General features: G+C 71.2%; 22 protein-coding genes. 6 read left to right on the top strand and 16 right to left on the bottom strand.

Features of this window, described 5'->3' with window-relative positions; translation table 11 throughout:
• Positions 1–206: 206 nt before the first annotated feature.
• Both SSP29_RS35445 and SSP29_RS35440 read right to left on the bottom strand, forming a co-directional pair.
• Positions 207–1,583, bottom strand: a complete 1,377-nt coding sequence (locus SSP29_RS35445) for a cytochrome P450 (protein ID WP_145968986.1) — start codon at positions 1,581–1,583, stop codon at positions 207–209.
• A 5-nt stretch (positions 1,584–1,588) separates the two neighbouring features.
• Positions 1,589–2,668 (bottom strand): terpene synthase family protein, encoded by a 1,080-nt coding sequence (locus SSP29_RS35440; RefSeq protein WP_089104982.1) that lies wholly within the window; start codon positions 2,666–2,668, stop codon positions 1,589–1,591.
• A gap of 269 nt (positions 2,669–2,937) precedes the next feature.
• On the opposite strand from SSP29_RS35440, the gene SSP29_RS35435 reads away from it, so the two are divergent.
• Positions 2,938–4,104, top strand: coding sequence for an MFS transporter (locus SSP29_RS35435; RefSeq protein ID WP_089104981.1), 1,167 nt, complete (start codon positions 2,938–2,940; stop codon positions 4,102–4,104).
• 4 nt (positions 4,105–4,108) lie between these two features.
• Here SSP29_RS35435 and SSP29_RS35430 read toward each other — a convergent pair whose 3' ends face one another.
• On the bottom strand, positions 4,109–4,774 hold the full coding sequence (locus SSP29_RS35430; protein ID WP_089104980.1) for a Rossmann-fold NAD(P)-binding domain-containing protein: 666 nt from the start codon (positions 4,772–4,774) through the stop codon (positions 4,109–4,111).
• Positions 4,771–5,436, bottom strand: a complete 666-nt coding sequence (locus tag SSP29_RS35425; RefSeq protein WP_089104979.1) for a TetR/AcrR family transcriptional regulator — start codon at positions 5,434–5,436, stop codon at positions 4,771–4,773. Before SSP29_RS35425 ends, SSP29_RS35430 begins: the two co-directional genes overlap by 4 nt.
• 75 nt (positions 5,437–5,511) lie before the next feature.
• Between SSP29_RS35425 and SSP29_RS35420 the strand changes: the two genes are divergently transcribed.
• Together SSP29_RS35420 and SSP29_RS35415 are read left to right on the top strand one after the other, a co-directional pair.
• Positions 5,512–5,979 (top strand): nuclear transport factor 2 family protein, encoded by a 468-nt coding sequence (locus SSP29_RS35420; protein WP_089104978.1) that lies wholly within the window; start codon positions 5,512–5,514, stop codon positions 5,977–5,979.
• A gap of 178 nt (positions 5,980–6,157) precedes the next feature.
• Positions 6,158–7,684: an APC family permease gene (locus tag SSP29_RS35415; protein ID WP_089104977.1), complete on the top strand. Its 1,527-nt coding sequence runs from the start codon at positions 6,158–6,160 to the stop codon at positions 7,682–7,684.
• A gap of 63 nt (positions 7,685–7,747) precedes the next feature.
• On the opposite strand, the gene SSP29_RS35410 is transcribed toward SSP29_RS35415, so the two are convergent.
• The gene (locus tag SSP29_RS35410) at positions 7,748–8,500 is read right to left on the bottom strand and encodes a YoaK family protein (protein WP_089104976.1); all 753 of its coding nucleotides are present in this window, start codon (positions 8,498–8,500) and stop codon (positions 7,748–7,750) included.
• Between the two features lie 111 nt (positions 8,501–8,611).
• Entirely contained in the window at positions 8,612–9,547 is a 936-nt protein-coding gene (locus SSP29_RS35405; RefSeq protein WP_089104975.1) for a LysR family transcriptional regulator, read from the bottom strand.
• 169 nt (positions 9,548–9,716) lie between these two features.
• Here SSP29_RS35405 and SSP29_RS35400 point away from each other — a divergent pair, with 169 nt between their 5' ends.
• Together SSP29_RS35400 and SSP29_RS35395 are read left to right on the top strand one after the other, a co-directional pair.
• Entirely contained in the window at positions 9,717–10,679 is a 963-nt protein-coding gene (locus SSP29_RS35400; protein ID WP_089105067.1) for an alpha/beta fold hydrolase, read from the top strand.
• Between the two features lie 52 nt (positions 10,680–10,731).
• Positions 10,732–11,646 (top strand): squalene/phytoene synthase family protein, encoded by a 915-nt coding sequence (locus SSP29_RS35395; protein ID WP_089104974.1) that lies wholly within the window; start codon positions 10,732–10,734, stop codon positions 11,644–11,646.
• Here SSP29_RS35395 and SSP29_RS35390 read toward each other — a convergent pair.
• Both SSP29_RS35390 and SSP29_RS35385 read right to left on the bottom strand, forming a co-directional pair.
• The gene (locus SSP29_RS35390; RefSeq protein ID WP_150135520.1) at positions 11,637–13,544 is read right to left on the bottom strand and encodes a glycoside hydrolase family 97 protein; all 1,908 of its coding nucleotides are present in this window, start codon (positions 13,542–13,544) and stop codon (positions 11,637–11,639) included. The genes SSP29_RS35395 and SSP29_RS35390 overlap by 10 nt on opposite strands.
• A gap of 25 nt (positions 13,545–13,569) precedes the next feature.
• Positions 13,570–15,885, bottom strand: coding sequence for a glycosyl hydrolase family 95 catalytic domain-containing protein (locus tag SSP29_RS35385; protein WP_089104973.1), 2,316 nt, complete (start codon positions 15,883–15,885; stop codon positions 13,570–13,572).
• A gap of 306 nt (positions 15,886–16,191) precedes the next feature.
• Here SSP29_RS35385 and SSP29_RS35380 point away from each other — a divergent pair, with 306 nt between their 5' ends.
• On the top strand, positions 16,192–16,764 hold the full coding sequence (locus SSP29_RS35380) for a MarR family winged helix-turn-helix transcriptional regulator (RefSeq protein WP_089104972.1): 573 nt from the start codon (positions 16,192–16,194) through the stop codon (positions 16,762–16,764).
• Positions 16,765–16,788: 24 nt separating this feature from the next.
• Here the strand turns inward: SSP29_RS35380 and SSP29_RS35375 are convergent, their stop codons facing one another.
• The 8 genes from SSP29_RS35375 to SSP29_RS35340 all read right to left on the bottom strand — a co-directional run bounded on the left by SSP29_RS35375 (position 16,789) and on the right by SSP29_RS35340 (position 25,547).
• Positions 16,789–17,493: a gamma-glutamyl-gamma-aminobutyrate hydrolase family protein gene (locus SSP29_RS35375; RefSeq protein ID WP_089104971.1), complete on the bottom strand. Its 705-nt coding sequence runs from the start codon at positions 17,491–17,493 to the stop codon at positions 16,789–16,791.
• Entirely contained in the window at positions 17,490–18,980 is a 1,491-nt protein-coding gene (locus tag SSP29_RS35370) for an aldehyde dehydrogenase (protein ID WP_089104970.1), read from the bottom strand. The genes SSP29_RS35375 and SSP29_RS35370 overlap by 4 nt, the downstream gene beginning before the upstream one ends.
• Positions 18,981–19,040: 60 nt before the next feature.
• Positions 19,041–20,486, bottom strand: coding sequence for an APC family permease (locus tag SSP29_RS35365; RefSeq protein ID WP_438363830.1), 1,446 nt, complete (start codon positions 20,484–20,486; stop codon positions 19,041–19,043).
• 186 nt (positions 20,487–20,672) lie between these two features.
• The gene (locus SSP29_RS35360) at positions 20,673–21,311 is read right to left on the bottom strand and encodes a TetR/AcrR family transcriptional regulator (protein WP_089104968.1); all 639 of its coding nucleotides are present in this window, start codon (positions 21,309–21,311) and stop codon (positions 20,673–20,675) included.
• Between the two features lie 43 nt (positions 21,312–21,354).
• Positions 21,355–22,209 (bottom strand): fumarylacetoacetate hydrolase family protein, encoded by an 855-nt coding sequence (locus SSP29_RS35355; protein ID WP_089104967.1) that lies wholly within the window; start codon positions 22,207–22,209, stop codon positions 21,355–21,357.
• A gap of 10 nt (positions 22,210–22,219) precedes the next feature.
• A complete protein-coding gene (locus SSP29_RS35350; RefSeq protein WP_089104966.1) occupies positions 22,220–23,155 on the bottom strand; it encodes a 3,4-dihydroxyphenylacetate 2,3-dioxygenase in 936 nt (311 codons plus the stop codon).
• Positions 23,148–24,608: an aldehyde dehydrogenase gene (locus SSP29_RS35345; RefSeq protein WP_089104965.1), complete on the bottom strand. Its 1,461-nt coding sequence runs from the start codon at positions 24,606–24,608 to the stop codon at positions 23,148–23,150. Before SSP29_RS35345 ends, SSP29_RS35350 begins: the two co-directional genes overlap by 8 nt.
• A 126-nt stretch (positions 24,609–24,734) precedes the next feature.
• Positions 24,735–25,547 carry an acetoacetate decarboxylase family protein gene (locus SSP29_RS35340; protein ID WP_089104964.1) on the bottom strand — a complete coding sequence of 271 codons (813 nt, stop codon included), beginning with the start codon at positions 25,545–25,547 and terminating at the stop codon, positions 24,735–24,737.
• Positions 25,548–25,553: the final 6 nt, after the last annotated feature.

Here is a 25,553-nt window from a genome sequence, read left to right as displayed (position 1 = left end):
CTTTCGGGATGGCCTTGTGGTTCAGGCGCTCCCGGCGACACCTACGTCAATCGCCCGACCGTGACGGAGAGAGGGAGCACCCACTCGTATACAGCGTTCATGGGTCTCACCTCCTCGCGGATCAGCACGGCCCCACGGACGTTACGCATCGAACGCCCGCCCGTCCACTGCGTTTTCCCGCCGTCCGCGTCCGGTTCCCGAGGCTGCTACGGCCGTCTGGTCACCCGCATCGGGAGTCGGGCCGGGCTGAGCGTGGCACGCCGTGGCGCCGGTTCGACCGGGCCCTGGAACTCCGGGGTCAGGGTCCAGCGGGCCGCGATCGTCGCCAGCGCCAGGGTCGCCTCGGTCATCCCGAACGTGTCGCCGATGCACTTGTGGACACCGCCGCCGAAGGGCACGAACGCGTCCTTCGACACAGCCGCGGCCCGCTCCGGCAGCCACCGGTCCGGGTCGAACCGGTCGGGGTCGGCGAACACCTCGGGGTCGTGGTGGAGCAGGTAGGGGCTGTAGGCGAGGCCGGTGCCCGCGGGCAGCAGGTGCGGGCCCAGTTCCACCTCCGCCGTGGTGACCCGGGTGAAGATCCAGCCCGGTGGGTACATCCGCAGCGCCTCGGTGATCACCCGTCGGGTCTCCGGGAGCGAGCCGATGTCCGCCCAGTCGGCGGAGCGGCCGCCGAGCACCGAGTCCACCTCGGTCCGCAGCCGTTCGGCGGCCTCGGGGTGGGTGCCGAGCAGGTACAGCGACCAGGAGAGGGCGGCGGCCGTCGTCTCGATCCCGGCCAGGAACAGGGTGATCACCTGGTCGTGGATCTCCTGCGGGCTCAGTCGCTCGCCGTCGTCGTCATCGCCGGCGGCCAGCAGCATGGACAGCAGGTCCCCGTGGTCCTCGCCGGAGGCCCGGTACGCCTCGATGATCTCGTCGACCGAGGAGTGCAGCAGTCGCACGCCCCGCTCGTACCGGAGGTTGCCCGGGGTGGGCACCCGGCCGAGCGCTCCGGTGGGTTCCATCATGCGGAGGAACAGCCCGTGCAGGTAGACGGAGAGGGCTGCCACGACCCGTGCGGCCGCCGGTCCGGCGACGTCGGCGGCGAACATGGTGCGGGCCGCCGTACGCGAGGTGATGTCGTACGTCGCGGCCGCGACGTCGATCACCGAACCCTCCTCCCACTCCCCCAGGACGGCGTCGATCATGGAGTTCATGACCTTGGCGTAGGTCTGGACCCGGGCGCGGCCGAACGCGGGCTGCATCAGCCGGCGTTGCCGCCGGTGCGTCTCGAACCGGCTGGTGAGGAGGGAGTCCCCGGTCAGTTCCCGCACCTTGTCGAACAGGGCGCCGCCCTTGTCGAAGGTGCGGCTGTCGGTGAGCACCTGCCGGGTCAGCCCGGCGTCGGTGATCATCACCATCGGCAGTGCGCCGATGTCCACCCGGACCAGCTCGCCGACCTGTCGCAGCGAGCGCAGGAAGTGCAGCGGGCGGCGGAACAGCGGTACGGCGTGCCCCAGCAGCGGCAGCCGGCCGGGCGCCACCGGCACCGGACGGAAGCCGGCCGACGTCTGCTCACGCGTGTTCAGTGACTGCGTCATGTCGATCACGCCCACCAGGAGTCGATGCAGGCCAGGGCCGGCAGGTCGGTACGGACGGCGCCGGGCCCGGGGGTGTCGGCCACCGTCCAGCCGGGGCGGGCCGGATCGGCCACGGCCGCGTCGTCCGGGTTGGTGGGGTCGGTGTAGCGCGGGGAGCGGCCGCTGTAGTCGAGGTAGCCGCGGATCCACTGGCCCAACCCCATGGCGTACCGGGCGAGTTCGGGACCGCCGGTGGCCACCGTCTCGTCCCGCAGTGCCAGGAACCTCGCCATCGCACGGTCCCGCATCGCCCCGGCGAGTGCGACGGCCTCCGCCTCCGGCAGGGCGTACTGCGCCGCCAGCACCGACACCAGGTTCTGCACCACGGGGAAGTTCCGCTCGGCGGCGCGGGCGACCTCCTTGTCGTACGAGGTCAGGTCGTTGTCCCAGCCGATGAGGACCGAGGTCATCTCGCGCAGGGTGCGGGCCCGGGGGGCGGCCCAGTCGGCGGCGGGCACCTCGTAGCCGCAGGCGATGTCCGTGAAGACGATGCAGGGGTAGACCCCGGACTGCTTCAGCCACATGGCCACGTAGTCGTCGAGGGACGGGATCCGCCCCTCCGCACGGTTGACGGCCTCCCAGAGCAGCCCGTCGAAGTACTCGACGTTGGCCTGCACCCAGCGTTCGGTCTGGACGTCCGTGGCCCGCTCGCCGACGTCGAGCCGCAGGTCGCGCAGGGCGTGTGCCCACGGGTTGTCCGGCAGCAGCGGGGCCTGCGGGTCCTCCATGATCCTGGTCAGCCCGGCCAGCAGCGGGATGTACTCCTCGGGCGGGGTGGCGCCCGGCTTCTCGTCGCTGTGCACGTCGTCGAACGACTGGAGCCACATCACCTCCTTGCCGGGGAGCACCAGCAGTTCCGCGTCGGCGTCCGGCAGGGACCGTCCGGGGAAGGCCGGGAAGTGCGAGCGGGCGAAGTAGTCGCGCTGGGTGGGGCTTTCGAAGAGCTCGAACTTGTCGAGCCACTCCACGACCGTGCGTTCGGCGGCCGCGGTGTGGGGGGATTCCGCGGAAGGTATCGGACAGTAGAACGGCGGCACGGCAATCATGGGAATTCCACTCTCTTTCCGAGGTGGCGCACCTGCGATCGGCTGCGATCGGCTGTGATCGACAAACCTCGCCAGGCTACGACGGCGTCGCCGCGGTCACGACGCTCGTCAGAGTCAACTGCCTTGTCCACTGGCCGAGTTGGTACGAACGGGCAACCGAAGCGCGACCGTGCCCCGTTGATTCGTCCAAGCCCCGTCGATCTTTGTCCATGGACGGGGCCGCCGTCAGCGGTGAGGGTCGGTCCATGGGTGGATTCGGGGCGCGACGGATGCCGAGCGGCCTGATCGCGCTGGCCCTCGGCGGGTTCGGCATCGGGCTCACCGAGTTCCTGATCGCCGGGCTGCTGCCGCAGGTCGCGGCGGGTTTCGCGGTGTCCGAGGCGACCGCGGGCCGGCTGATCTCCGGATACGCGCTGAGTGTCGCCGTCGGCGCGATCGCGCTCACCGCGGCGACGGCGCGGCTGCCCCGCAAGCAGGTCCTGGTCGGCCTGGTGGCGCTGTTCGTCGTCGGGAACCTGCTGTCCGCGGTCGCGCCCACCTACTCCGTGATGCTGCTCGGGCGGATCGTCGCCGCCCTGTGCCACGGCTCGTTCTTCGGCATCGGCTCGCTCGTCGCCCGTGGTCTGGTCGCGCCGGAGCGCAAGTCCCGCGCGGTGGCGGTGATGTTCGCCGGGCTGACGCTCGCGAACGTCCTGGGTGTGCCGTTCGGTGCGCTGGTGGGCGAGCGCTGGGGCTGGCGGGCGGCCTTCTGGGCCGTCACCGCGATCGGTGTGCTGGCGCTGGCCGGCATCGTCGCCCTCGTCCCCGGCCGGGCGGCCGCGGAGACGGAGCGAGGGGCACCCGGCGGCCTGCGGGAGCAGCTCCGTGCGTTCCGGTCCGCGCAGGTCTGGCTCACGCTGGCGGCCACCGCGCTCGGCTACGGCGGGATGTTCGGGGCGTTCAGCTACATCGCGTACACCTTCACCGAGGTCGGCGGGTTCTCCTCGGCGGATGTCGCCTGGTTGCTGATGGTGTACGGCGTCGGTCTGGTGGTCGGGAACCTGGTCGGCGGCCGGGCGGCCGACCGCGACCGGGACCGCGCCCTGGTCCTCGCGCTCCTCGGACTGACCGTCACCCTGACCCTGTTCGGGCTGCTGGCCGGCAGTGCCGTGGCGTCGGTGGTGCTGGTGTTCCTGATGGGGGTGACCGGGTTCGCCGCCGTACCCGGCATGATCACCAGGGTGACCGACGCCGCCCGCGGGGCGGCGCTGGCCGCGAGTGCCAACGTGTCCGCGTCCAACGTCGGCAACGCCCTCGGCGCCTGGCTCGGCGGCCTGGCCATCACTGCGGGCCTCGGCTACACGGCACCGCTCTACACCGGTGCCGCGCTCGCGCTGGCCGCCCTGGTCGTCATGCTCGTGGCCGCACGGCGGGCCGGGCCCTCGGTACGGCAGTGAACCGTCAGGCGCCCAGGCGGTTGATGTCCTTGCTGTACAGCACCCTGCTCTCGGTCACGCCCGGGCGGGTCACCGCCAGCATGGCGCGGCCCAGGTGTTCGGTGGTCGTGGTGTGGGCGGGGACGAGGCGGTGCAGCAGGGGGTAGCACCAGGAGGTGAGGGTGTACATGACGCGATAGGAGCGGGTGCGGGAGACCGCTCCGTGGCGGGGCTGGATGTAGCCCGGGCGGAACATGTACGCGTTCATCGGCAGGGCGAGCAGTGCGTTCTCGGTGCGGCCCTTCACGCGCGCCCACATGGTGCGGCCCTTTTCGGTGCTGTCGGTGCCCTCGCCGGAGACGTAGGTGAAGGTCGGTCCGGGACTGCCGACGAGCACCGCGTGGGCGGCGGCGAGCGTGAAGTCGTAGCTCACGCGGGTGTACTCCGCCTCGCTCAGGCCGGCGGAGGAGACGCCGAGGCAGTAGAAGCAGGCGTCCAGGCCGGCCAGCCGGTCGCCGATGGCGGACAGGTCGGTGAAGTCGTCGTGAAGGACCTCGGTCAGTTTCGGGTGGGTGATGCCGAGCGGGCGGCGGCCCACCACCAGGACACTGCCGACCGTGGGGTCCAGGAGGCAGGCGCGCAGGACGCCTTGTCCGACCATGCCGGACGCACCGAACACGACGACGTTCACGAGGTTCTCCGTTGCTGGGAGGCGGCGTCCGGTGCGAGGCCGGACGTCCACCAGGCGGGGGCGCAGGCCACGGCCGCGTCGACCAGGTCGTCCTTGGTGACGGACGGGTCGTCGAGCCAGGCCTTGATGGCCCCGGCGAACCCGTGGGCCATGAACTGGGCGATGATCTGGCGGTCGGCGCCGGGGCGGCCGGACTGCCCGGCGCGGGACAGGAACGCCAGGGTGTACTCGCCGAAGTGCCGTACGAGTGCCTCGTAGACACCGCTGTCCGCGGGGTCGGCCAGGGAGTTCCGGTAGACGTCCATGAACCGTTCGACGTGGTCGGCGACCCCGGCGGTGGCGAGCCGGAGCAGTTCCTGGGCGGAGTGTCCGCCCTGGGCCCGCAGCGCGTCCTCCTCGCGGTGGGCGCGTTCCAGGTCGTCGTAGAGAACCTGGATGAGCGGGTCCAGCGGGGTGCTGTAACGGTTGTAGAAGGTCGCCCGGGTGACACCGGCCCGGTCGGCGAGCTCGGCGACGGTGATCTGGGAGACGGGACGCTCCGAGGCCAGCTCCACGACGGCCTGCTCGAAGGCGCGGACCGTTCGGGTGATGCGCGGATCGATCCGGTCGTTCAGAGCACTGCCCTCCTGGCCATCCTGTGCGAAGCCGTTGCGTGGCCACACCGGCAGTGCTTTTATACCTCCGTTAAATAGACACCTGTCAAATAGACGGGTGCGGCAAAGCGGGAGGAACCCCTCATGGCCGCCCACACCTCTGTCTCCCCGCAGGAGGCCGCCGACCGGCTGGCCATCCGCGAGCTGATCGACGCCTACGCCCACTGCGCGGACCGGCGGGACGCCAAGGGCCAGATGAGCCTGTTCACCGAGGACACACGCTTCCTGGTGTTCATGGACGCCACGGCGGCACAGCCGACGCAGGAACTGCACGGCCGCGACTCCCTGGCCCCCGTGTTCGACAACCTCAACACGTACCGGACGACGACCCACTTCAACGGCCAGAGCACCGTCTCCCTGGACGGGGACCGCGCGACCGGCGAGAGCTACTGCCTGGCACACCACCTCTCGGTGGCGGACGACGGTCGGCGCACCCTGATGATCGCGTCGATCCGCTATCTCGACGAGTTCGTCAAGCAGGACGGGGAGTGGCTGTTCGCCGAGCGCCGCCTGCTGGTCGACTGGACGGAGACCCGCCCCTCGACGCCCTGACCGGCGCCGGGAGGCAGGGGCGGGTGGTTCCTGTTCCCTGGGGATTTCCCGGAGGTTTCCGGCGGCTGTGAGTGCCGGGGCGATGGTCACGACTTGGGTCCGGGCGCTTGTGTGCTTGTGCGGTGCGGCGGATCATTGGCCGAATTCCGCCCCTCACCCGAGCACGCTGGAGCAATAGGTGACCGCTGGCCCCATCGCATCCGAGCCGGTCGACGCGCCGGCCGCTGCCCAGGAGGAGCGGCAGAAGCTGCGCAAGCACTTCGGCCGCTTCGACATCCTGTTCTTCCTGCTGTGCACCATCGTCGGGGTGGACACCATCGGCGCCGTGGCGTCCTCCGGTGCCGAGGCGTTCACCTGGCTGATCGTGCTGGCCGTGGTGTTCTTCGTGCCCTCCGCGCTGCTGATCGCCGAGCTCGGGGCCGCCTTCCCCGACGAGGGCGGCCCCTACATCTGGACCAGCCGGGCCTTCGGGCGGCTGGCCGGTGCCGTCAACAACTTCCTGTACTGGATCACCAACCCGGTGTGGCTGGGCGGCACCCTCGCCGTCTCCGCCGTCACGGCGTACACCACCTTCTTCAACGACGGGAAGGATCTGAGCACCCCCGCCTTCTACGTCTTCACCCTCGTCTTCGTCTGGGTGGGCGTGCTCGCCGCGATCCTCTCCTTCGACGTCGGCAAGTGGATCCCGACCATCGGCGCCTGGAGCCGGTTCGTGCTGCTCGGCCTGTTCACCGTCACGGTCGTGTTCTACGGCATCCAGCACGGGCTGCACGGCTTCGGGATCGGCGATTTCTCGCCGACCTACGCGGGATTCGTCGGCCTGGTGCCGGTCCTGATGTTCAACTACGTCGGTTTCGAGCTGCCCAACACGGCCGGCGACGAGATGACGAACGCGCAGAAGGACGTCCCCTACGGCATCTTCCGCAGCGCGGTCATCTCGGTCCTGCTGTACGCGCTGCCGATCCTCGGCATCCTGCTCGTCCTGCCGGTCAAGGCGATCACCGGCCTCGGCGGCTTCGTCGACGCGATCCGGCAGGTCTTCACGGTGTACGGCGGCCACGTCGCCGCCGACGGTACGCCCACGCTCAGCGGGTTCGGCACCGTGCTCGGGGACCTCGCCGCGATCATGTTCATCCTCACGGTGCTGTCCTCCGGCGTCACCTGGATCATGGGCTCGGACCGTGCCCTGGCCGTCTCCGGCTACGACGGCGCGGCGCCCCGCTTCCTCGGCGTGATCTCCAGCCGGTTCGGCACCCCGGTGCGGGTGAACATCCTCAGCGGCCTGGTCTCGACCGGTGTCCTGATCCTGGCCCACCAGCTGACCAACGGCAGCGCGGCCAAGCTCTTCGGCGCGGTCCTCGGGCTCGCCGTGTCGACGACCCTCGTCAGCTACCTGGGCATCTTCCCGGCGCTGCCGTTCCTGCGCCGCAAGTACCCGGACACGCCCCGCCCGTACCGGGCGCCGTTCCCCTGGGTCATCAGCGTGGTGCTCACCCTGCTCATCCTCTTCGCCAGCGTGCAGCTGGTCGCGCCCGGGGCCGGCGACCACTGGTTCGGCGCCGACTACGCGCCGGACGGCTGGACACACGCCGAGCGCGGGAAGTACCTGCTCACGGAGCTGGTCCCGCTCGTCGGATTCATGCTCCTCGGTGTCCTGTTCTGGGCCCTGGGGCGGCCGACCCGGGTTGCGGCCGGAGGGAAGTAGGGGCGGCGACCGACCGGACCCGCCATGCGCCCCGGCATCCGCACGCCGGTCACAGCGGGTCGCTCACAGCGGGTCGGTCCAGGTCGCGTCCGAGCGGGTCAGGGTGAACGCGGTCAGTGTGCAGCCGGCGAGCAGCAGGGTGGCGAGCAGCAGCGGCAGGGACGGGTCGCTGTAGCGGACGGCGAACGTGCCGGCGAGCGCTCCGGCGAACATCGCCAGGATCGAGAGGGCGCGGCGGCCCGTCCTGCCGCCGTGGCCTCCGGCGGCCCTGCTGTCGGAGGCGATGCCGGTGATGGTCATGGTCAGGACGGTCGTGGTCAGGTCCGGTACGGCCAGGGCCCGGGCCATCGCGTTCTGGATGCCCAGGGCGAGGCCGAGCAGTGCGATCAGCGGGTACCGGGCGCCGGGCGCGTCCAACGGGGCGTCGAACCGGGCGACGGCGTAGGCCGCCAGGACCAGGACCGTCTCCAGGACGAGCGCCAGGTGCAGGACGCGGCCGCGATGGGCCCGGCATGCGTGGGCGATACGGCCGCCCACCAGGGCGCCGGCGCCGAAGGCGGCCAGCGCGGCCAGGGAGGCGGCCAGGGAGAAGCCGGCGGCGCCCGCGATCGCGAACCCGGAGAAGACGACGTTGCCGGTCATGTTGGCGACGAAGACGTGGCCGAGCACCAGGTAGCTGAAGGAGTCCACGAGGCCGGTGACCACGGTGAGGGCGAGCAGCACCGGGGGCAGGGGGCCGTGGCGGTCGGTCGGGTCGGGCAGCACGGTGGCCCGTGCGTCACGCACCACGGGCAGGACCGCATCCTTGATCGACATGGTGGTCCATTCGGGTCGGGAACGGGGGCGCGCCTCGTGCGGTGCGTCCCCTCCAGCCTCAGGCCGAACCGGTCCCGCTGTCCAACATATGGATTCGCACGCAGCGATCGCTCATACCGATCGATGGGTTGCGTGCCGGTCGAGCACGTCGAGGAAGGCCGCGCCTGCCGGTGCCAGCCGGGCGCCGTCGTAGACCACGCAGATGTGGTGCACGGCCTCGTCGTCCGTCAGGCGCAGCATCCGGGCGCCGCGGGGCAGGTCGTCGGCGGTGTCGAGGCCCAGCAGGGAACCGGGCCCGACGACGGTGGAGCGGGGGACGACGGTGACGCCCACCCCGCGTACGGCGAGCCGGATCATGTCGTGGATCTGGCCGACCTCGAAGTGCCGGCCCGCCTCGACTCCCGCGCGGGCGAAGGCCGCCTCGACCTGTCGGCGCAGGCCACTGCCGCGGGCGAACTGGATCAGCGGGTGACTGTCGGGCAGTTCGGCGAGGTCGATGGCCTCGCGGCCGGCGAGGGCGTGCTCGCGTGGTACGACGGCGACCAGCGGGGCGCTGCCCAGCATCCGGTGGTCCAGTCCCTCCGGCACCTCCCCGGCACCGAGGCCGACCACGGCGACGTCGAGGGTGCCGGCGAGGACCGCGGCGGCCATCCGGGAGCTGGGCGCGTTCGACACGCGCAGGTCGATGCCGGGGTAGCGGGCGCGGTACTCGGCGGCCACCTCCACCATGTCGAAGGACACGGCCATCGTCTGCACCAGGCCCAGCCGCAGCCGCCCCCGGTGCAGCCCGGCCAGCGCGTCGAGGGCGGCCTGGGCGTTGTCGACGTCGGACAGGATGCGCCGGGCCAGCGGTTCCAGCAGCTCACCGGCGGCGGTGAGCCGCACCGACCGGCTCGTGCGGTTGAACAGCGGGGCGCCGACGTCCTTCTCCAGCCGGACGATCTGCTGGCTCAGTGCCGACTGCGCCACATGGCAACGGGCGGCGGCCTGGGTGAAGTTACGGGTGTCGGCGACCGCCAGGAAGTACTTCAGATGCCGTAGCTCCATGGGGTCAATCTCTCCTGCCGATGCATCCCCGTCAATCAATAGGCCTGGCAGATCCGTCACGCCCCGGACCCGGCTGCCCGGCACCATGCCCGAGGGGACGCACGCCTTCGACGCCGCCGGAGCAGGGCAGGACGGGTAGCCGAAGATCATTGCGCGTACGCTCGTGCACATGGTTCAGCATCGAATGGTCGACGTGAACGGGATCCGGCTGCACATCGCCGAGGAGGGTTCCGGCCCGCTGGTCGTACTGCTGCACGGCTTCCCCGAGTCCTGGCACTCCTGGCAGCACCAGTTCGGCCCGCTGGCCGCGGCCGGCTTCCACGTGGTCGCCCCCGACCAACGCGGGTACGGAAGCAGCGATCATCCCGAGGACGTCGCGGCGTACAGCATCTTCCACCTGGTCGGCGATGTCGTCGGGCTGATCCGGGAACTGGGCGAGGAGCAGGCCTTCGTCGTCGGGCACGACTGGGGCGCGCCGGTGGCCTGGCACACCGCGCTGCTCCGGCCCGACCTGGTGCGCGGGGTGGCCGGGCTGAGCGTGCCGCCGCCGTTCCGCGGGGCGCAACCGCCCCTGCAGACGATGGACAAGAGGTTCGGCGGCCGCTTCTACTGGAACTACTTCAACCGCCCGGGTGTCGCCGACGCCGAGTTCGGCCGCGATCCGCGCACCACGCTGCGGAAGTTCTTCACCATGGCGTCCGGGGAGGGCGCCGGCGCCGGTGAGGTCCGGCAGCCGCTGGTCGACCCCGAGCGCGGCTGGCTCGCGGACATGCCGGATCCGGAGACCCTGCCGCACTGGTTCACCGAGGCGGACCTCGACGCCCTCACCGAGAGTTTCTCCCACGGCTTCACCGGCGCCCTCAACTGGTACCGCAATCTCGATCGCAACTGGGAACTGACCGCCCCCTGGCAGGGCGCCGTGGTCACCCCGCCCGCGCTGTACGTCTACGGCGACCGCGATCTGGTCCCGGCGTTCCCGGGCACGCCCGAACTCATCGAGCGTCTCCCCGCCCTGATGCCCAACCTGGTGCGCGAGCCCCTCAAGCTGGCGGGCTGCGGACACTGGACCCAGCAGGAGCGGCCGGACGAGGTGAACGCGGCGCTGCTGGACTTCCTCAAGTCCCTTTCCTGAGTCCCCTCGGCGGCCGGGCTCCGCTGTCCGCGGGTACCTCTACGATCATCTTGTGAGCGCGTGGAACAAGACCCTGACCGCGGCAGGCATCACGGACCCGGAACTGCGCCGGGACTACGGCACCCAGCGGCGGGCGGTGCGGCAGTACCGGCGCAGCGCCTACCTGGCCTGCCGGGTGCTGCTGCCGCCTGCCGTGCTGCCGCATGTGGTGGCCGCGACGGCCGTGATGCACCACGGGGACGTTCTCCTGGACAGCGGCCCGAAGCCGGATCGGGCGGTGGCCTGGGCCGCCTGGGAGCGGCGGGTGCGCACCGCGCTGGAGACCGGCACCAGTGACGATCCGCTCATCCGCACCCTGCTGCACACGGTCTCCTCGTATCCACGGCACCGGGAGGTCGTGGAGTCGTATCTGACCACCGCCGCCGCCGAGTTGGAGTTCGACGGCTTCGCGACCGAGGCCGACTACCAGGCCTATGTGGACGCCTACTCGTTGCCCGCCTTTCTGCCGATCGCCGGGCTGCTGGGTCCAGAGAGCGACACGGACGGGCGGTTCCGGGCGGGCTGCCGCACGCTCATCGACGGCAGCCAGCGGCTGGACTTCGTCAACGACCTGGCCGAGGACCTGCGGGAGGGGCACCTGGGGATCCCGGCGGAGACTCTGAAGCACTTCTCGGTCACCGTGGAGGACCTCGAAGCGGGCCGGGCCTCCGACGGGCTGCGCTCCCTCGTGGAGCACGAGGTCGAGAGGGCTCGGACCGATCTGCGGTCGGGGCGGGAGGTGCTGGCTCTGATGCCGGCGCCCCACCGGCCGATGGTGAGCGCCCTCATCGAGATCGAACTGATGACCGCCGAGGCGGTACTGGCCCGCGGTACGGGGGTGCTGCGGGGTTCGGCGTCACCGTCCACGGCGGGCACACTCAGGCTGTTGTTCAGTGCCCGCCGTGCGGCGGTACGCGCTCAGCGATAGCAGGTGGTGACGCCCGGGTGCCAGCGGCAGGCGATCCCGGCGAAACCGCCGTTGGCGACGACGTCGACACTCAACCTGTCTCCGCCGCTCAGCACTTGCCGGTCCTGCACGAGTCCGTCGGCGCCGTCCCGGACCGTCTCCACCAGCCAGCGTCCCCGGCCGAAGGTCAGCGGCACGGTGGCGGCGTGGGCGGCACCGGCGTACACCCCGCCGAGGAACCAGCGGTCCCCGCTGCGGCGGGCGAGGACGGCTTCCTGCCCGGGGCTGCCGGCGAGGAGGCGGGTGTCGTCCCAGGCGGCGGGCTCCTGGTCCATGAAGTCCCGGGCGAGGGGCCGTTGGTCGTACGACTGCGGGGTGCCAGCGAACATCTGGAGCCCCGACTCGTAGACGACGGTGAGCCCGGCCTCGGCCGCGTCCGAGTCCGGGCGCAGGCCGACGCGCTGGAAGCCGCCGGGGGTGAAGTCCATGGAGCCGATGACGTTGCGGGTGAAGGGCAGGGTGGTGAGGTGGGCGGCGGTGTTGGTGCGCTTCTCCTCGCCGCCGACGGCCTCCATGCTCATCACCTGGGGCCAGGTGCGCTGGATGCCCTTGGGCAGGGTGGCGCCGTGGAAGTCGACCATGAGGTGGTACGCGGCGGTCTCCGCGAGGATGGTGTCGTACCACTGGAACATGGACTGCGCCTCGGAGTCCATGAAGTCGATCTTGACTCCCTTGATCCCCCAGCGCTCCAGCGTGGGTAGCCACTGGGCGCGTTCCTCGGGGGTGTCGAGGTCGCGCTGGTGGATCCAGACGATGATCCCGACGCCCTTGGCCCGCGCGTAGTCGACGAGTTCGGGCATCCAGCTGTCGGTCTGCCAGTCGGGGTCGGTGACGTCCCACTCGTCCTTCTTGAAGTACCAGCCGGAGTCGACGGCCTCGTAGGGCCAGTGGTGTGCGGCCGCGTAGTCGACGTACGCCTTCTGCGCGTCGAGGCTCTGCCCCGCGGTGCGGCCGCCGGCCAGCCAGGTCCACAGCACGGTGCCGGGGCGGATCCAGGAGGTGTCGGCGACCTTGGACGCGGGGGCGAGGTCGTCGGTGAAGGTGGACCGGGTGACGGTGGCGAGGTCGCCGGTGATCATGGCCCGCCACGGGGTGGTGAGCGGGCCCTCGGTGTGGACCTGACTGTCGGCGAGCTTGATGCGATACGTGCCGGTGCCCTGGGTGTGGGCGAGCCCGGCGCCGGAGTAGCTGCCGCTGAGGTCGGACTCGGCGAGCAGGGTGTAGCCGCCGTCGGTGGCGAACAGGGCCTGGTCCGAGTACTCGCCGGTCGGGGCGGTCGCGGCGGTGTACCGGTTGAACTGGCCCTCGTTGTCGACCCGGTAGGTGCTGAGCCAGGCGCCCGCGTCCGCCGGCAGTTCGAAGGCGGAGGTCTCGCCGAGGACGTCGCCGTACCCGGCGGGCAGCACGTACCGGTAGGCGACGCCGTCGGCGGAGGCGCGGACCACGAGGTCCAGACGGGCACCGGCGGCGGTGGCGAAGGACAGCCGGGTCTCGTTCATGCGCACCCGGCGGTCCAGCCGCTTGCCGGACTTCGCCCGGTAACGCTCCTCGACCGTACGGTCCTTGCGGTGCAGGAAGCGCAACCCCTGGGAGAGATCGGCCTGTTGGGTGACGATTCCGACGGGCGACGGCTCGATGACCGTATGCCCGTCGCGGGAGACCGTGAGGCTGAGGGTGCCGGTGGTGTCGTCGAGGGCTACCCGGGCGCGGGGCGCGTGCGCCGCCTCGGACACGGCCCAGGTGTCCGGCGGCTGGTGCTGCTGCTCGGCCCCTGCGGGCGCGGTCGCGGTCGCGAGGAGGGTGGCCGCCAGCCCGGTACAGAGCGCGGCGGCCACGGTTCTGGTGAGTGGAGCGGTCATGAGAACCCTGCCTTCCGGTCGGTGGTTACGGCAGTCCCCACGCCGCGCCCGGTTCGCTGACGGCGACGGGGGCGATGACGAGGTCGGGGCGGGAGCCGGCGTGCACGAGGACCTCGCGGCCGCGGGGCAGGTCGATGGCGAGGGTGCCGTCGCCGAGGTCGTGGGTGTGGGCCGGGGTGCCGTCGTCGAGCAGGACGGTGAGGGGGCCGGTCAGGCCGTGCCGGAGCCTGAGCGGCTCGCCGGCCAGGCTGCGGATCCGGATGAACCGGGTGCTGCCCGCCTTGCGCACCGCGCTGACCAGGAAGGCGCCCTGGGTGCGGAAGTCGTGCAGGGTGAGGTCCGCCCAGGCGGTCGGGACGGCCGGGAAGACCCGGATGATCCCGCCCCAGCTCTGGCAGAACATGTCGTGCAGGGACTGCGAGGCGGACAGCGGGGACTCGATGACCGGACCGGCCTCGGTGTAGTGGGTGTTGGCCCGGCAGGGGTAGCGGGTCGTGGGGTCGAAGAACTTCCGCAGGTAGCCGAGGGCGGTGTCGCCGTCGCCGGTCATCGCGTACATCGAGGCGGCCCCGGTGTAGCTGTAGCCGCGGTGGGCGCCGGTCAGCGCGTGCCAGCGCACGACGGACCTCGTGATCAGGTCGCGATTCTCGGGCTGGTCCCAGTTGACGAGGTACAGCGGGTACACCATCAGCAGGTGCGAGTAGTGGCGGTGGGACTGGTCGTACGGGGTGTCGGCGCCGATCATGAAGCCGTTGTCGTCGACCGGGTACGGGGCGAGCCGGGCCAGAATCTCCTGCCAGCGGGGCTTCAGCTCGTCGTCGACGCCGAGCAGTTCGGCCGAGTCGAGGAGGGTCTGGCAGCCCCAGCGGATCAGGGCGAGGTCGTAGTTGGTGTCCTGCGGCGGCACGACGGGGTATTCGGGCGAGAGCGTGCTCGGGAGGTGCAGCCTGCCGTCACTGCCCGGGGTGAGGAAGTGCCAGTAGTAGGTGATCGTGCGGCGCAGCAGCGGGTAGATCGTGTCGCGGAGGAGGGACTTGTCCATGGAGTGGCGGTACGACAGCCAGACGTTGTGCAGGGCCCAGGTGAGGTCGCCGGTCTCGGCGCCGGTGCCGGGTCGTCCCACCTCCCGGTCGGCGAACATGTCGGAGCTGCGGCCGATGCCGGAGCTGTCCGGGCGGTAGGCGGCGGGCACGTTGGCGGTGAGCTGTTCCTGGCTCTGGCGCAGGGTGGTGGCGAGGGCGTCCAGTTCCGGGTGGTTGAAGCCATGGATCAGCCAGTATTCGAGCTGGACGTTGAGGTTCCACCAGACCGCGGGCCAGGGGGTGGGCTCCAGCCAGGGGCCGGGGGTGGCCATGACCGGGCCGTCGGCGCGGCTGGCGGAGGCGACCTTGTAGAGCTGGATCCAGTGGAAGCTCTGCAGCCGCTGGTCGGGGAAGGACACGAAGCTCTTGCGGTAGAAGGCGTGCCACCAGCGGGTGTGGCGTCGCCTGAGCGTGCTGTATGACATAGCACTCCGCAGGTTCCGCCGGGAGTCGGCCTCCGCGGCGCTGTCGGAGGGGAAGCTGTGGCCGACGCTCAGCAGCAGTTCGTCGCCGGTACGGCGGTAGGAGGTGGCCGTCTGGCCGCCGCCGGTCAGAGGTTGGAGGACCTGTTCGGTGCCGTCGGCCGTGGTCCGGGTGGTCCAGGGCGGGTTGGCGGTGTAGCCGGCGGGCGGTGACTCCTGGATCTTGCGGGGGCTGATGGCCTCCTCGGGGTGGAAGGTCCAGGTGACGTGCTCGCCGCCGGCGGCCGTGGCGCGGACGGCGAGGACCTCGTCGTGGACGATGGCGGCGAGGGTGAGGGTGCCGGCGGTGGTGGTGACGGTGCCGGTGAGTTCGGCGTTCCACAGGCTGAGGCGCCAGTCGACGGCGGTGATGGTGCCGGCCGGTTCGAGGGTGAGGTGCCCGACGGGCAGACGGGCGGTACCCCAGCCGCTGCCGAACTCCGGCCGGTGGTCCTGGACCCGGCCGTGCTGGACGGTGAGGCGGATCTGGTTGGCGCCCGGCTCCTGGTACACCATGCTGCCGAGCAGCCCGTCGCCGAGGAACGGCCCCTCGTACCAGAGGGTCGGCAGCCTGCCCCACAGCAGGTCCTGGCCGCGCAGGAAACGGCCCCAGGCGCCGTCGGTGGTCATGGTGTCGCGGAGTTTCCAGGGGCGTGCGGCGGCCCCGGCGCCGGCCGGTCCTCCCGCCGGTGCCGCGTGGGCGGTGCCGGACAGGGCCGCGACCGCCGCGCCGCCCAGGGCGGTGCCGAGTACGGCTCTGCGGGGCACCGGTGAACGGTTCTCCGGGTGCGAGGTCATCATCGTCCTCCATACCTGACGGATCATCGATACATCGGGTGTATCGGGGAACCTAGGCACCCGACTTGCACCTGTCAACAACCCCAACAGTGACGGGAATTCGTCAACTCGGAGCCGTTATACGCCCGTGAGCTCGTCGTTCACATCACCAACCCTGACCCAAGTCCTTGACTCATCCGATGTATTGGGATTACCTGTGTTCGCCTTCTCCGTCCCACAACCCGGCGGCCGTACAATTTGAGGCCGAACGACCGTGTGACCGTCAGGGCCGTGCGGTCCCCGGCGAAGCTTGCGAAGGAGCCGTCCGTGCCCGGTCAGCGGTCCATCACCGAAGCCGAGAAACTCGCCTCGGCGAAGCTCGGCGGCATCCCGATCCGCCGGGACCAGATGGCGGCCGTGGCCAACATCCACCGGGCCGCCTCCGCCGTGCGCCAGCACCTGGAGAACTCCGTGCTGCGCGGCTCGGACCTCACCTGGACCGCGTTCGTGGTGCTGTGGGTCGTCTGGGTGTGGGGCGAGTCGGAGACCCGGCATGTGGCGGAGGAGGCCGGCATCTCCAAGGGCACGCTCACCGGGGTGGCCCGCACCCTGGAGTCGCGTGGGCTGCTCGGCCGTGCCGGGCATCCGGGCGACGGCCGCCTGGTCCTGCTCAGCCTCACCGAGAAGGGCGAGGAGCTGATGCAGCGGGTGTTCCCGGCGTTCAACGAGGAGGAGGCCTTCGTGACCTCCGGGCTCAGCGACGCCGAGTGCCGGACCCTCGCGGAGCTGCTGCGGCGGGTCGTGCTCCAGGTCGAGGAGCACGGCGAGGAGCGGCGGCGGGAGCTGCTCGACGGCGCCGAACCCGCACCACGCCGCAGCGGGCGACGCCCCAAGGCCTGATCAGGACGCCTGATCAGGCCTCCTTCATGACGCTGCCGCCCGCACGAACGCGTCGAACAGGCGCTGCTGCACCGGATCCGCGTGCGCAGTGTCCTCGGGATGCCACTGCACGGCGGTGAACCAACCCCGGGCGCCGGTCAGTTCGAGACCCTCGACCGTGCCGTCCGCCGCGGTCGCGGTGACGGTGAGACCGGTGCCGAGGCGGTCCACGCGCTGGTGGTGGTAGCAGGAGGCGTCCGCCTTCTCCTCCCCCATCGCCTGCTCGACGAGCGACCCCGGACGGACGGTCACCGGGTGGCGCAGGTGCCGGTGCGTGCGGTCCGGGCCGCCCATGTCCTGCTCCAGCGTGCCGCCCAACGCCACGTTCACGGCCTGGAGCCCCCGGCAGATCGCCAGCAGCGGCACCCCCGACTCCAGTGCGTGGCGGGCGACCTGGAGGTCGAAGGTGTCCTGGAGGTCGTCGACGTCGTAGACGCTGTCGTGGGTGTCGGTGGCGCCGTAGCGGTACGGCGCGAGGTCGCCGCCCCCGGGCAGCAGCACGCCGTCGAAGAGGGCGAGCCTGCCGGGCACGTCGGTGTCGGCCGGGTGGATGCTCGCGGGTTCGCCGCCGGCCCGCCAGACGGCCTCGATCAGGGCCCGGGCGTTGACCTCGGCGGCGAAGCGCAGCGCCGAGGTGGTGGCGGAGAACCGGGCGGGTACGGCGATGAGCGGGCGGGGCGGACGGGTCACAGCTGGATCCAGGTCGTCTTGAGTTCGGTGTACTTGTCGATGGCGTGCGCGGACTTGTCCCGGCCGTTGCCGGACTGCTTCATCCCGCCGAAGGGCACGGTCAGGTCGCCCTCCTCGTAGCAGTTCACCCAGACCGTGCCGGCCTTCAGGGCGCGGGAGACCCGGTGCGCGGTGGACAGGTCGGAGGTCCACAGGCCGGCCGCGAGCCCGTACTCGGTGGCGTTGGCGAGCCGGACCGCCTCGTCCAGGTCGTCGAAGGCGAGGATGGACAGCACCGGGCCGAAGATCTCCTCGCGGGCCAGGCGCATACCGGGGTCGACGCGGTCGAAGACGGTCGGCCGCAGATAGCTGCCGCCGCTCTCCGCCAGGGTGCGTTCGCCGCCGGTGCGCAGCCGGGCCCCCTGCTCACGCCCGGCGGCGATGTGCCCCTGCACACGCTCCAGGTGCGCCTCCCCGACGAGTGCGCCCATCTCGGTCGCGGGGTCGAGCGGGTCGCCGATCCGCAGTTCCTCGGCCCGCCGCACGATGGCGTCCGTGACGCGTTCGGCGATCGAGGAGTGGACCAGGAGCCGGGAGGGCGCGGTGCACATCTCGCCCTGGTTGAAGAAGATCCCCCAGGCGGCGGTGGCGGCGGCCCGGTCCAGGTCGGGGGCGTCCGGGAGGATGAGGTTGGGCGACTTGCCGCCGAGCTCCAGCCAGACCCGCTTGAGGTTGGAGTCGGCGGAGTAGCGCAGGAAGTGGCGGCCGACGGCGGTGGAGCCGGTGAAGGCGAGTACGTCGACGCCGGGGTGGAGGCCGATCGCCCGCCCGGCCGTCGGGCCGTCGCCGGTGACCACGTTGAGGACGCCGGGCGGCAGTCCGGCCTCGGTGCCGATCCGGCCGAGGAGCAGGGCGGAGAGCGGCGAGGACTCGGAGGGCTTGAGGACGACCGTGCAGCCGGCCGCGAGCGCCGGGGCCACCTTCCAGCTCGCCAGGGTGAGCGGGAAGTTCCAGGGGACCACCGCGCCGACGACGCCGGTCGGTTCGCGGGTGACCAGAGCGAGGGCGTCGGATGCCGTGTGCGGGGACTCGTCGGTGAGCTTGTCGGCCAGCTGCCCGTACCAGCGGAAGGTGGTGATCGCGGCGCGCAGTTCGATGGCGTACGCCTCGGTGATCGGCTTGCCCATCTCCAGGGTGATGGTGAGGGCGAGCTCCTCCCGGTGTTCTTCGAGGAGTTCGGCCAGGCGCAGCAGGATCCGGCCGCGCTCGGCGGGCGCCAGGCGGGGCCAGGGCCCGGCGTCGAAGGCGCGGCGGGCGGCGGCCACGGCGTGGTCGACCTCGGCCTGGCCGGCGTCGGCGACCTGGGTGAGGAGCTGTCCGTCCCGGGGGGAGACGACGGCGAAGGCCGCTCCGCCCCCGGGCTCCTCGACTCCGTCGATGTGGTGCTGTGCGGGCAGGTCGAGGGCCTTGGCCCGGCCGACCAGTTCGTCGGGGGTGAGGTCCAGCATGGTGTTCCCAATCGGAAGGCGGGGGCCCGGCCGTGCGGGGGCCGGGCCCGGCGGGGTGCGTCAGCGGCGGTGGACGAGCCGTGCGGTGCCCGCCCCGAGACCCAGGACGGCGGGGACGGCGAGGACGAGCCAGACGGCCGTGCTGGTGGCGCCGCCGATGAGGGTCGTGAAGTTGGCCAGGATCACCCAGATCATGGCGGCGATGCCGAGGGCGCCGAGGGCCGGGGCGATCCGCGTGTTCCAGGGCCGGGTGTCGAGGCGCTCACGGCGGAAGAAGACGATCACCGAGACCGAGGTCAGGAAGTACAGCAGCATGCAGGCCAGGACTCCGACGCCGCTGAACCAGGAGAAGAGGGTGAGGACCGGATCCTTGCCGGCGAGGGCGAAGGGCATCACCAGGAGCACCGCGATCGCCGTCTGGACCAGGCCCGCGGCCCACGGCGAGTGCCGGTGGTTGAGGGTGCGCAGCCGGCCCGGCAGCAGGCCCTCGCGGCTGAGGGAGAACAGGTAGCGGTTGGCGGAGTTGTGGAAGGCGAGGATGCCGGCGAAGAGGGAGGTGGCGAGCAGGATCGGCAGGACGTCGTTGACCCAGCCGCCGAACTGGTCGGCGATGGGTGCGAAGACGAAGACGGTGGAGTCGCCGCCGGCCAGCGCCTTGCCCGCGGCCGCGGTGACCTTCGAGGGGCCGTACGAGGAGACCAGCATCCACGACACGAAGGCGAAGAAGCCGGTGACCACGGCGACCGAGAGGTAGGTGGCCCGGGGGACGGTCTTGCGGGGTTCGCGGGCCTCCTCGCCGTAGATGGCGGTGGCCTCGAAGCCGAACATCGAGGCGACGGCGAACATCAGGGCCACGCCGGGCGCGCCCTGGAGTACGGCGCCGGGCGAGAACGTACCGCCGAAGTCGAGTCCTTCGGGGCCGCCGCCCTTGACGAAGGTGACCAGGGCGAAGGCGAGCAGGATGCTGAACTCGGCCAGCACGAACACGGCGAGGACCTTGGCGCCCAGCTCGATGCCGGCGGCGCCCAGCACCTGGACCACGACCATGGTCACCAGGGCCCACACCCACCAGGCGATGTGCGGGCCGGAGTAGTGCTCGACGAGCCCGCTGACGGTGTACCCGTACAGCCCGTACATCGCGGCCTGGACCGTGCAGTAGGCGAACAGTGCCACAGCGGCGCTTCCGCTGCCCGTCGTCCGGCCCAGCCCCTTGCCGATGTACGTGTAGAAGGCGCCGGCGTTGACGACGTGCCGGCCCATGGCCACGAAGCCCACCGAGAACAGCAGGATCACCGCTCCGGCGAGGGCGTAGGCGGCCGGTGCCCCGGCGCCGTTGCCCACGGCGACGGCGATCGGCACGGCGCCCGCGATACCGGTGAGCGGTGCCTGGGCGGACAGCACGAAGAAGAGGATGCCCAGGACACCCAGGGCGTTGCGTTTGAGGGTGGCCGCGGGCTGGGGGCCCGCTCCGGCCTGCGGAGAGGCGTCGACCGTCTGACTGTCCACTCGGATCACCTGCTGAGGGGAAGGGAGAGTTTTCGTTTTGAGCCAAACGAGTTGCCTCATGGTGGGCCGGAACTATCCATCTGGCAAGGGGGTGGGAAAGGGAATTTACGCCAGGGAAACCGGTGATCCCAGGGCATGGCAAACCCCCCGGCGCGACCGCGACGGGGGGTTCCGGGCCGGGCACGCTCAGTCGTGGTCCTCCGGCGGCCGCTCACCCAGGGTGCGCAGGAGGGAACGCAGCTCTTCCAGTGCCGCCCCGGTGTCCGCGCGGTCGCCGATGCCGGTGAGCTGGTGCAGCACCAGGCCGTCGAGTGCGGCGAAGACCAGCCGGTTGAACGCCGGGCTCGCGCCGCCGGGCAGTATGCGGTCCAGCTCGCGCTGGGAGGCGCCGAAGTACTCGTCGTAGAGCGCGCGGACCTGCGGGAGCAGCTCGGGCCGGCGGCGGGCCTCAAGCAGCAGCTCGTACTGGTACGCCTGGCCGTCCGCGTCGTCCTCGACCATGTCCGTCAGACCGGCCACGAAGTCCTCGGGCCTGCCGGTGCCGGGCTCCAGCAGGCTGCTGCTGAGGCTGAGGCGCACCGCGTAGGCGAGGGACTCCTCGATCAGCGCGTCCCGGGAGCCGAAGTGGTGGACGACCAGGCCATGGGTGACCCCGGCCTCCTCGGCCACGGCACGGTAGGTGAGGTGCCGCAGGCCTCGCGCGCCGACGACCCGGACCGCGGCCTTGAGCAGCGCCTCGCGCCCCTCCCCGTAGCCGAGCCGCTTGCGCGACCGGGCATCGGGCCGGTCGTCCGGCAGGTGCGAGGTCTCGGCGGATTCGGTCATGGTCGCGACCCTACCCGCCGGGTCCCGGCGCCTGCCGTGGTGTCTACCTGCGGGGCGCACGGATGCCACGGAACTCCCAGTCCCCGCCGAGCGCGGTGGACAGCACTTCCTCGGACTCGGTGGGCTGGGCGCCGACGTCGGTGCGGATGGGGGTGGGCCCGGTGACGATGTGGTTGGTGAGCCGCCCGAGGCCCTCCACCTCGACCTCGACGACGTCGCCGGGCCGGACCGGCCGTGAGTTGGCCGGGGTACCGGACAGCAGCACATCGCCCGGGTACAGGGTGATGGTGCGGGCGATGTCGGCGACGAGGTAGTGCATGTCCCACTTCATCTCGTCGGTCGAACCGTCCTGCACCACCTCGCCGTTGACGTACGTGCGCAGCCGCTTGCCGTGGAAGTCCCAGTCGGTGACCAGGCCGGGGCCCAGCGGGCACAGCGTGTCCGACCCCTTCACCCGCAGCATGGAGCCGGCGTCGGTGTCCCGGAAGTCGTGCAGCCCGTAGTCGTTGGCGACCGTGTACCCGGCGATGTACTCCCCCGCCTCGGCAGGCGAGACGTTCCGCGCGGTCCTCCCGATGACGATGGCGACCTCGCCCTCGTAGTTGAGCCACCTGCAGCCCTCGGGCCGGACGACGGCGCCCCGGTGGGAGTTGAGGGCGGAGGTCGGCTTGTGGAAGTAGGTCGGGGTGTCGGGCAGCCCGATCCGGAACTCCTCGACGCGGCTGCGGTGGTTGAGATGGACGGCGATCACCTTGGACGGCACGACCGGCGGCAGATGCCGCGCCTCCTCGATCTTGACACGGCGGCCGTCACCGGCGACGAGTTCGTCCCCGTCGACGGTGACCTGGACGGCGGCGCCGTCGAGGAGGATGCGGCGATACTCGGAAAAAACAGCCATGGCAGCCTTCCTAGGGGCGACGGTGCGGGTGGTGGGGCGCGGCGCTCACGGGCGTGCCGGTGCCGGTCCAGCCGTCGGCGGGCCGGTCGAACCAGAGGTGGACCTGGCCGGTGCCGACGGAGTTCTCGTACTCGCCGTACTGCCGGGCCGGGGCGGCACAGGCCTGCTCGCCGAGGGCGCCGGCCAGCATCAGGTAGTGGGAGAACCTCGCCTCGGGCTTGAACTTCCAGAACGCGTCCATGGTGTCGAGGACCTTGTCGTGCCGGCCCTCCTTGAACCACTCGATGCGCTCGTAGTCGGCCTCCCGAGCCTCCGGTGTACGGATGTGCACCGGATCGCTGGCCTCGTGGTCGCGCAGCTCGCGCAGCGGCCAGAAGGTGTGCGAGAGGGCACCGGAGGCGATGAGCAGCACCCGCCGCCCCGGCATGGCGGCGATCCCGTCGGCGAGCGCCCGCCCGAGCCGCAGATGGTCCTCCATGTCCCCGGTCTGGCACACCCCGATGGTCACCCAGCGCTTGTCGGGCAGGCCCTCCCCCAGGAACTTCCAGAGGTTGATCGTGGCGTAGTAGATCGGCAGGTACTCGTCGTCGATCGGGGTGATCCAGGTGCCGTGCTTGTCGGCGAACGAGGCGATGCTGTGGGCGAGTTCCGGGTCGCCGGGAAAGTCGTACGGCATCCGGCACATCCCGCGCGGCAGTTCCTCGGAGGTGAACAGCCCCGCTCTGCGCTGCTGTGCCGTGACGACGAACTCGACGGTCGTCGCCCAGTGGGAATCAAGCACGACGACGGTGTCGTAGTCGTCCCGCTCGAAGACGTCCTTGCGCAGCTCGCGCAGACCGGAGACGAGGGTGATCTCCTTGCCCTCGTTGAGCTCCAGCCGGTCGGCCTCCGGCAGCACGATGGTGGGCACATGGGCGAGGAGCCCCGCCCCGACGATCTCACCCATGGTCCTTGAAGCCCTTCGGTGCGGTGACGGTGTTCTTCAGGTCGCAGTAGAAGTCGAAGCTCCAGGTGCCGCCCTCGCGCCCGACACCGGAGAGGCGGGAGCCGCCGAAGGGGGCCTGGAGGTCGCGGACGAAGAAGCAGTTGACCCAGACGGTGCCGGCGACCAGCTGCGCGGTGACCCGCTCGGCACGCTCGGGGTCTCCGGTGGCGAGGGTGGCCGCGAGCCCGAACCGCGTGTCGTTCGCGAGCCGAACCCCCTCCTCCTCGTCGGCGAAGGTCTGGAGGGTGAGGACGGGCCCGAAGACCTCTTCCTGGACGACCTCGCTGTCCTGCGCGACGTCGGTGAGGAGCGTCGGCGCATAGAACTGCCCGTCCCGGCGGTGCCCGCCGATCACGGTCCGCGCCCCTTCGGCGATCGCCCGCTGCACGAAGCCGTCGATCTTCTCCAGCTGACGGGGGTGGATGTTGGGTCCGATGTCGGTGGCCTCGTCGCGCGGGTCACCCTGCCGCAGCGCGCCCGCCTTCGCCACGAACCGCCGGGTGAACTCCTCGGCGACCGAATCCTCGACCAGCAGCCTGGTACCCGCCAGGCAGACCTGCCCGGCGTTGTCGTACTGCTCCACCGCCAGGTCGACGGCGAGCTCCAGGTTCGCGTCGGCGAACACCAACAGGGGTGACTTGCCGCCGAGTTCGAGGCTCAGTGGCGTCAGGTTGGCGGCGGCCGAGGCGGCGATGCGCTTCGCCGTGGGCACCGACCCCGTGAAGCTGATCCGGCGCACGTCCGGATGGGAGGTGAGCGCGTCGCCGATCTCGGCGCCGTATCCCTGCACGACGTTGAGCACACCGGCCGGCAGCCCGGCCTCGGCGGCGATGTCGGCGAGGAGGGAGGCGGTCAGCGGGGACCACTCGGCGGGCTTGAGGATCACGGTGTTCCCGGCCGCGAGGGCGGGGGCGACCTTCCAGGTGGCCAGCATGAGCGGGGCGTTCCACGGGGTGATCAGCACGCAGGGGCCGGCGGGGTCCCAGCTGACGTGGTTGGAGTGTCCGCGCGTCTCGAAGTCCTCGTGCTCCAGCGTCAGCAACCAGTCCGCGAAGAAACGGAAGTTGTGGGCGACACGGGGCATGACTCCACGCCGGTGCGAGCGCAGAAGGGCGCCGTTGTCGGTGGTCTCGACGATCGCCAGCTCTTCGATCCGCTTCTCGACACCGTCGGCGATGGCGTGGAGGAGACGAGCGCGCTCGGCACGGGGGGTGGCGGCCCAGGAGGGGAAGGCGGCACGGGCAGCGGCAACGGCTGCCTGGGCCTCGGCGGGCCCGCCGCGGGCGATTTCACCGAGGGCACTGCCGTCAATCGGAGAGGTATCGGTGAAAGTGTCGACGGAGGCGACACGCTGGCCACCGACCCAGTGCCGGGTATCCACGGAGACTCCGGCAACGGTGATCTTGTCAGCCATGAGAAGGGTTTCCATTCATACGAAGGGGTCGGCCACTTACCTCAGGGGCGCGGGGCTGTGTTCAATGTGCGGCTGCCGCCGCGTGGGCGCGACCAGCCACAACGCACCCGCACCCGACCACGCACCTCACTCGGCAACCGCTCCGGACATCCCGGACTCAAGAAGCCGCCCCCCATCCCAAACCACCCCCACCTGCCGGTAGTACGCGGCGACCGGCTCCCGGACCTCCAGCCGAGCCAGCTCCTCGGTGGGTGCCTCGAACAACTCCAACTCGGCCTCCCCCACCCACGGTTGCCCCCCTGCGAAGTCCGCGGCCCCCGACTCGATCAGCTCGTCCAGAGCCAGCCCCTTGCCCTTCTCGATGGAAGGCAGCCACCGGTGATGAGCCATCGGATGCCCGTTGACGAACCCGTTCGTCCCGGACGGCTCGCGCAGGGTCACCACCACCTGTGCCAGCCGCCGGTCGGCCGCCGCCAGCGTCGCCCCGAACCGCGCCCCGGCCTCGATCCGGGGAGCCGGCCCGTGCGGATGCGGCCGCGTCTGGTGAATCGACCCGAGCTTCTTGGGATACCCCTGGTGCAGCCCACGGGCGATCGCGAAGTCCTTGTCGACCCAGATGTAGACGCATCGCGAGTACGTCTGTCCCCGGTACTGGCAGCGCACGACCGCGAAGGCCTCCTTGTACTGTGCGCGCACGGGATCGAGCAGTTCGTCCCCGGCCGCAGAGCAGGACTGCCAGTCGGCCCAGATCAGCGCCACCGCGCCGGGATCCTCGTCGGCCAACTCCAGCGGCTCGGGGAGCAGTTCACGCACCCGCGAGGGATCCGTGCGGTACTCGACGGTGAGCAGGTCACCGGAGTACCGCCACGGCGGCGCCGGGATCAGCGACGAGGCGCCGCTCGCCGTCCGGGGGTGGAAAAAGCCACGTACACCGGTCACTTGAGG

Origin of the sequence: Streptomyces hyaluromycini, assembly GCF_002217755.1 — a bacterium.
GTDB lineage: Bacteria > Actinomycetota > Actinomycetes > Streptomycetales > Streptomycetaceae > Streptomyces > Streptomyces hyaluromycini.
This window is presented reverse-complemented; position numbering and strand designations above follow the sequence as displayed.

Bases quoted from the DNA above. Each gene is read 5' to 3' on its own strand.
- SSP29_RS35360 (WP_089104968.1), bottom strand. From the start codon at position 21,311: ATGACCGAATCCGCCGAGACCTCGCACCTGCCGGACGACCGGCCCGAT.
- SSP29_RS35420 (WP_089104978.1), top strand. From the start codon at position 5,512: ATGGCCGCCCACACCTCTGTCTCCCCGCAGGAGGCCGCCGACCGGCTG.
- SSP29_RS35405 (WP_089104975.1), bottom strand. From the start codon at position 9,547: ATGGAGCTACGGCATCTGAAGTACTTCCTGGCGGTCGCCGACACCCGT.
- SSP29_RS35400 (WP_089105067.1), top strand. From the start codon at position 9,717: ATGGTTCAGCATCGAATGGTCGACGTGAACGGGATCCGGCTGCACATC.
- SSP29_RS35440 (WP_089104982.1), bottom strand. From the start codon at position 2,668: ATGATTGCCGTGCCGCCGTTCTACTGTCCGATACCTTCCGCGGAATCC.
- SSP29_RS35350 (WP_089104966.1), bottom strand. From the start codon at position 23,155: ATGGGTGAGATCGTCGGGGCGGGGCTCCTCGCCCATGTGCCCACCATC.
- SSP29_RS35345 (WP_089104965.1), bottom strand. From the start codon at position 24,608: ATGGCTGACAAGATCACCGTTGCCGGAGTCTCCGTGGATACCCGGCAC.
- SSP29_RS35410 (WP_089104976.1), bottom strand. From the start codon at position 8,500: ATGTCGATCAAGGATGCGGTCCTGCCCGTGGTGCGTGACGCACGGGCC.
- SSP29_RS35435 (WP_089104981.1), top strand. From the start codon at position 2,938: ATGCCGAGCGGCCTGATCGCGCTGGCCCTCGGCGGGTTCGGCATCGGG.
- SSP29_RS35355 (WP_089104967.1), bottom strand. From the start codon at position 22,209: ATGGCTGTTTTTTCCGAGTATCGCCGCATCCTCCTCGACGGCGCCGCC.
- SSP29_RS35390 (WP_150135520.1), bottom strand. From the start codon at position 13,544: ATGACCGCTCCACTCACCAGAACCGTGGCCGCCGCGCTCTGTACCGGG.
- SSP29_RS35385 (WP_089104973.1), bottom strand. From the start codon at position 15,885: ATGACCTCGCACCCGGAGAACCGTTCACCGGTGCCCCGCAGAGCCGTA.
- SSP29_RS35445 (WP_145968986.1), bottom strand. From the start codon at position 1,583: ATGACGCAGTCACTGAACACGCGTGAGCAGACGTCGGCCGGCTTCCGT.
- SSP29_RS35370 (WP_089104970.1), bottom strand. From the start codon at position 18,980: ATGCTGGACCTCACCCCCGACGAACTGGTCGGCCGGGCCAAGGCCCTC.